Here is a 5,303-nt window from a genome sequence, read left to right as displayed (position 1 = left end):
CCGCCTGCACCGCGACCAGCAGGCCGAGGACGGGCGCGAGGGCGACCGGAGCCGCGCGCAGGGCGATCCGGCGCGCGCGGTCGGCCAGCTCGCCCTCCGTCTTCAGCGCCAGGAACACCGCCCCGTGGACCAGGGAGAACCCGACCACGGCCAGCCCACCGAGCACCGTCTCCCAGCGCACGCTTTCCAGCACCGAGCCGACCCGGTCGCCGTCGGCGTCCAGCGGCAGCCCGAACACGGTCGTCGCGAGGATCAACCCGACCCCGAACGGCGGCACCCAGGAGCCGAACACGATCACCCGGTCCCACACGGCCCGCCAGCGGGCCGAGTCGACCTTGCCCCGGTACTCGAAGGCGACCCCCCGCCCGATCAGCGCCAGCAGCACGAGCAGCAGCGGCAGGTAGGCCGCGGAGAACAGGCCCGCGTACCAGGCGGGGAACGCCGCGAACGTGGCGCCGGCCGCGACGATCAACCACACCTCGTTGCCGTCCCAGACCGGGCCGATCGTGTTGATCAGCACCCGGCGCTCGGTCTCGCGGCGTCCGAGTACCGGCAGGAGCATGCCCACCCCGAAGTCGAACCCCTCCAGGAACAGGTAGCCCAGCCAGAACAGGGCGATGACCCAGAACCAGAGTGTCGGCAGGTCCACTAGCGGTGCCCTCCTCCCTCGTGTGCGTGGCCGCGTTCCCGGGCACCAGGGTCACCCGGGACGGCGCTGCGGGGAACAGGTGTTCCCCAGGCTGTGGACAACCGCCATCGTTGTCCACAAACCCCAGGTGAGCGGCGGTGGAAAAATTGATCTTGAAGAGTCGCGGGAGCCCGGGGAGAGCTGTGGTGCATCGTGTCCTCCTCGCGGTCGGCGGCGTGGCGGTGGCGGGGTCGGTGGCGGGGTCGGTGGCGGGGTCGGTGGCGGGGTCGGTGGCGGGGTCGGTGGCGGGGTCGGTGGCGCAGGTGGCGCGGTCGGCACGGGTCAGTAGGCGAACGCCAGCGCCTCCCCCGACCCACCGGAACCGGGATCGTCCGGACCGGAGCCGTCGGATCCGTCCGGGTCGTCCGGGCCGTCCGGGCCGTCCGGGCCACCCGGGCCGCCCATGACCCCGGCGACACCGCCCCGGACGTAGCGCACGAGCAGGAACAGCTCGACCGCGCCGAGGACGGCGTACACGGTGGTCAGCGCGATCAGCGAGGTCCACACCTCGGCGGTGGTCACGTTCGAGACCGCCTGGGCGGTGTACATCCACACGCCGTCGACCCCGCTCGGGTTCGGCACCACCACGAACGGCTGCCTGCCCATCTCGGTGAAGATCCAGCCCGCGCTGTTGGCGACGAACGGCAACGCGATCCCGGCCAGGGTCATCCGGGGGAACCAGCGCGATTCCGGGATCCGTCCCCGGCGCGTCAACCACAACGCGACCACCCCGATCGCCGCCGAGAGCGCGCCGAACCCGATCATGATGCGGAAACCCCAGTAGGTCACCGGCAGGCTGGGCACGTAGTCGACCGGCTCGCCCGCCAGCTCCCCCAGCGCCGGGTCGTCCGGGTAGTGGCGGCCGTAGCGCTCCCGGTACTCACCGACCAGGTCGTCGATCCCCTTGACCTCGGTGTCGAGGTCGCCGTGGGCCAGGAATGACAGCAGGGCGGGCACGGTGAACGTCTGCACGCTGTCGCAGTCGGCGTCGGCCACGTCGCCGAGGGCCATGATCGAGAAGCCCGCCGGTTCCTCGGTGTGGCACAACGCCTCCGCGGCGGCCATCTTCATCGGCTGCTGCTCGAACATCAGCTTGGCCTGCGCGTCCCCGCTGATCACCAGCACCGCGAAGGACACCACGCCGACCCACGACCCCAGCCGAAGCGACGACCGCCACACGTCCCGGTCGCCGTCCTCCGCGCCCGCGCGAGGACGGCCGCGCCAGAGCCGCCATCCCGCGACGCCGACGAGGAACGCGGCGGCCACGGCGAACGCCCCCGCCACGGTGTGCGGGATCGCGGCCAGCGCGGTGTTGTTGGTCAGCACCGCACCGATGGAGGTCATCGTGGGCCTGCCGTCGACGAACTCGGCGCCCACCGGGTGCTGCATCCATGAGTTCGCGGCCAGGATGAAGTACGCCGAGGCGATCGTGGCCAGCGAGAACGCCCACGCGCACGCCAGGTGGACCCGCTTCGGCAGCCGGTCCCACCCGAAGATCCACAGACCGAGGAACGTCGACTCGACGAAGAAGGCGACCAGGCCCTCCATGGCCAGTGGCGCCCCGAACACGTCCCCGACGAAGCGGGAGTAGGCACTCCAGTTCATGCCGAACTGGAATTCCTGCACGATGCCGGTCACCACGCCCATCGCGAAGTTGACCAGCAACAGCTTTCCCCAGAACTTCGTCATGCGCAGGTAACGTTGCTCACCCGTGCGCAGCCACGCCGTCTGCATCCCGGCCACCAGCACCGACAGGCCGATGGTCAACGGAACCATGAGGAAGTGGTAGACGGTCGTGATACCGAACTGCCACCGCGCTAGCTCGAGGACGCTCACGAGATCGACTCTGCCTGCGACCTGCGGATCCGCGTCAGGTCCCAGGATCCCGGACCGCGCGGGACCAAGGTCCCGCGCCAGACGGACGTGCGTCCCGGACGATTGTTTTCGGCCTGCCTCAATCAATCTTCAGGCGCACCCGGAAAACGAGCTGGCCGAACCGTACGGGGCGATTCGCGATTCCGATTCACTACCCGGTACAGCGATTCGCCTTTATCGTGTCAGAGGAAAGGGAGGTGAGTGCCGCCGTGACCTCCGCGCTCGTGGCCCTGGTGTCGACGTTCGCCCTCGTGGCCGCCGTCGAACTGCCGGACAAGACGACGGTGGCGACGCTCGTGCTCACCACCCGGTTCCCCGTGCGTGCGGTCCTGCTCGGGATCGCGGTGGCGTTCGCCCTTCAGACGCTGGTCGCCGTGACCTTCGGTGGTGTGCTCACGGCTCTGCCGGATCCCGTGGTCTCGGTAGCCGTGGGCACGATGTTCGGCGTCGGCGCCGTGATGTTGCTCCGGGAAGGCTTTCAATCGGGCGACGACGACTCCGTCGACGCGGCGCGCAGCGGAGGCACATCGACCGGTTTCGTGCGGGCGAGTCTGACCTCGTTCGCGGTGCTGTTCACCGCGGAGTGGGGGGACGCCTCCCAACTGACGATGGCGGGGCTGGCGGCGAACTCCGCCCAGCCGCTCGCGGTGGCCGCGGGGTCGCTGCTCGCCGTGCTGAGCGTCTCCGGCCTGGCCGTGCTGGTCGGCCGCAAGCTGCGGGACCGCATCCGGCCGAGACCGCTGCAGCGTATGGCCGGGTTCGTGCTCGCCGGGCTGGCCGCTCTCGCGTTCGGCAGTCTCCTCGTGTGACGACGGGCGGTCGGCGTGCCTGGGCGGTGCGGCGGCGCGCGCCGCCGCACTCAGCCGCGTAGTTCGTCCGCCAGGGTGGTGGCGGCCTCGGCAAGGCGGGCACCGACCGCGGCGTCGTCCAGGTCGGTCAGGGACACCACCCCCAACGCCGCCCGCACCCCCGGCACACCGCGCACCGGGGCCGCGACGGCGAACGTGCCCTCCTGCGGATCCCCGGCGACGGCGGCCCAGGCGTCCCCGCGGTGCCGTTGGGCCAGCGCCTCCCCCACCGCTCCGCGTGCGACGGGATGCCTGCTGCCCACCCGGTAGGCGACGTGGAAGGTGGTCCACGACGGTTCGGCCACCGCCACGACGTGCACGTGCTCGCCCTCCACCACCGACAGGTGTGCCGTGGCGCCCACCGACTCCGCCAGCCCGCGCAGCACGGGCCGGGCGACGGCCCGCAGCTGCGGCAGCATCCGTTCGGCCAGCCGCAGCACCCCGGCCCCGAGCCGGACCCGGCTGCCGTCCCGCCACACCAGCCCGCGCTCCGCCAGCGGCACCAGTAGCCGGTAGACGGCGGCCCGGCTGGTACCGACGGCGACCGCCAGCTCCGAGACGGTGGCCGACCCCTCGGCGTCGGCCACCGCCCGCAGCAGCGCGAGCCCGCGGTCGAGCGTCAGCGAGCCCTCCCGCGTCACAACAGCCCCAGCCCCTTCAGATCCGCGATCGACTCGTCGAAGGTCGCCGAGGCGTAGGAGGTGAACATCGAGCGCACGGCGCGGGCGGCCTCGTCACCCAGCTTGCCCGCCTCCGCCGCGAGCGCGTCCCCGTCGGTGGAACCCAGCGCACCGCGGACGTCGCCGCCGGACAGGCACCGGGCCGCCGCGACGATCAGGTTGAGGAACCCGTGGTGCTCGAAGCCGCTGTCCGGGTCGGTGTGCCGGACGGCGCGGTGCAGGCTGTTGGTCGCCTTGAACGACGCGCCGGGCGCACCGCCGACCACCGAGAAGAAGTCGGCGACCTCGTCGACACCCGGGAAGTTCTCCTGCGACAGCCCGCCACAGCGGATCTTCGGCCAACTGCCGTGTTCGAGCACCTTGCGCACACCGTCGAGCCAGCCGACTCCCCGGCGCGGCTCGACGACGCGGGCGACGTCCTCGGGCACGAACTCGGACACCCGCTCCAGCCACACCTCGTCGACGTCGGAGGGTGCGGGCATCTCCACCATCCGCAGGGACAACAGTTCCTCGCGGGACTCGACGATGGAGATCGCCTTCGGAACCCCGCCGAGGCCGGTGTCGATGATCAGCGAGAGCGGTAACGGCTCCTTCGGCCTGATCTTGATCAGCTCGGTGATCATCTCCGGGAGTCGGGACGCCGGGCAGAGGAAGACCCCGAGCACGCCCGCGTGCTCACCGGCCCTGTTGTCGAGGTGGCTGACCAGGGCCTCCGACATCGACGGGTCTCCGGGAGGGAACAGCGCCGAGTCGTCGACGAGCCGCGCGAGCAGCGGTGGGGTTCCTCGGGGGCCTGGGGGCGGGAGTTCCACAGCGCTTGACACGTCCCACACGCTAATAGCGAACGGAATCAGGACGAAAGCGTTCGTTCAACGAACGCGTGCCGGGCCCTCCCCGACGCCGCCACCCGGGCGCGCGGGCGGAGACACGCCCGACCGGCAACGGACGTGCGCAACGACACCCTCGACATACGGATCCGCGAGGTTAGGCTTGCCTAATGAGTACGCCGATCGGGTGACACCGGAGCGGTACCGGACGGCGTGCGCGACATCGTCGTCCGATGCGAGGTCCCCGCCGTGAGCGAACCACTTCCCCAGCGCCCGCCTGTCCCGCGTCCCGCCGAACGGGCCAAGACGATCGCGGTCCGGGGCGGTCCCGCGGCCCTCATCCCGGCCCTCGGCCCGCGTGTCGGCCCCGGGACGGGCGCCGCCG

5 protein-coding genes and 1 pseudogene are annotated in these 5,303 nt (G+C 71.5%); 2 read left to right on the top strand and 4 right to left on the bottom strand.

The window, feature by feature from the left end:
• Both cydB and SACPADRAFT_RS0215155 read right to left on the bottom strand, forming a co-directional pair.
• A partial coding sequence (gene cydB, locus SACPADRAFT_RS30640) for a cytochrome d ubiquinol oxidase subunit II (RefSeq protein ID WP_007026350.1) occupies nt 1-649 on the bottom strand: 649 nt, incomplete at its 3' end.
• Nucleotides 650-970: 321 nt separating this feature from the next.
• On the bottom strand, nt 971-2,524 hold the full coding sequence (locus SACPADRAFT_RS0215155; RefSeq protein WP_007026349.1) for a cytochrome ubiquinol oxidase subunit I: 1,554 nt from the start codon (nt 2,522-2,524) through the stop codon (nt 971-973).
• A 248-nt stretch (nt 2,525-2,772) separates the two neighbouring features.
• Between SACPADRAFT_RS0215155 and SACPADRAFT_RS0215150 the strand changes: the two genes are divergently transcribed.
• A complete protein-coding gene (locus tag SACPADRAFT_RS0215150) occupies nt 2,773-3,372 on the top strand; it encodes a TMEM165/GDT1 family protein (protein WP_007026348.1) in 600 nt (199 codons plus the stop codon).
• 50 nt (nt 3,373-3,422) lie between these two features.
• Here the strand turns inward: SACPADRAFT_RS0215150 and SACPADRAFT_RS0215145 are convergent, their stop codons facing one another.
• Together SACPADRAFT_RS0215145 and SACPADRAFT_RS0215140 are read right to left on the bottom strand one after the other, a co-directional pair.
• Nucleotides 3,423-4,052 carry a helix-turn-helix domain-containing protein gene (locus tag SACPADRAFT_RS0215145; protein ID WP_007026347.1) on the bottom strand — a complete coding sequence of 210 codons (630 nt, stop codon included), beginning with the start codon at nt 4,050-4,052 and terminating at the stop codon, nt 3,423-3,425.
• Nucleotides 4,049-4,903, bottom strand: coding sequence for a hypothetical protein (locus SACPADRAFT_RS0215140; protein WP_040924397.1), 855 nt, complete (start codon nt 4,901-4,903; stop codon nt 4,049-4,051). Before SACPADRAFT_RS0215140 ends, SACPADRAFT_RS0215145 begins: the two co-directional genes overlap by 4 nt.
• A gap of 264 nt (nt 4,904-5,167) precedes the next feature.
• On the opposite strand from SACPADRAFT_RS0215140, the pseudogene SACPADRAFT_RS34030 reads away from it, so the two are divergent.
• A pseudogene (locus SACPADRAFT_RS34030) lies at nt 5,168-5,303 on the top strand (DUF2470 domain-containing protein); the annotation flags it as partial.

Source organism: Saccharomonospora iraqiensis subsp. paurometabolica YIM 90007 (assembly GCF_000231035.2).
Classification (GTDB): Bacteria; Actinomycetota; Actinomycetes; order Mycobacteriales; family Pseudonocardiaceae; genus Saccharomonospora; species Saccharomonospora paurometabolica.
Note: the sequence above shows the minus strand (reverse complement) of the source record. Positions and strands in the feature narration are given on the sequence as shown.